The 383-nt window shown below is 70.0% G+C and carries 1 protein-coding gene; it reads right to left on the bottom strand.

From position 1 onward, the window contains the following. Positions 1-383: IS5 family transposase (locus PUR56_RS35415; protein WP_329951986.1), on the bottom strand; the 383-nt coding region annotated here is incomplete at both ends.

Raw genomic sequence — 383 nt, 5'->3', positions numbered from 1 at the left:
CGTAGCGGCGGTGGAGTCGGCGGAAGCCGCCGAGCCAGGCGACGGTGCGCTCGATCACCCAGCGGTGCCGGCCGAGGCGCTGGGAGGACTCGATGCCGCGGCGGGCGATGCGGGCCGGGATCTGCCGCCGGCGCAGGTAGGCGCGGATGAAGCGGTGGTCGTAGGCTTTGTCGGCGTGCAGCTTGCCGGGACGGCGGCGTCGCGGTCCGCGTCGCGAGCGGATCGGCGGAATGGCGTCGACAAGCGGTATCAGGGCCTGGCTGTCATGGACGTTGGCTCCGGAGATCGCGAGCGACAGGGGCAAACCGGTACGTTCGGTGAGCAGGTGGATCTTCGACCCGTATTTGCCCCGATCGACAGGATTCGGACCCGTCAACTCCCCT

It is taken from the genome of Streptomyces sp. BE303 (assembly GCF_036290945.1).
In the GTDB taxonomy this organism is placed as follows: Bacteria; Actinomycetota; Actinomycetes; order Streptomycetales; family Streptomycetaceae; genus Kitasatospora.
This window is presented reverse-complemented; position numbering and strand designations above follow the sequence as displayed.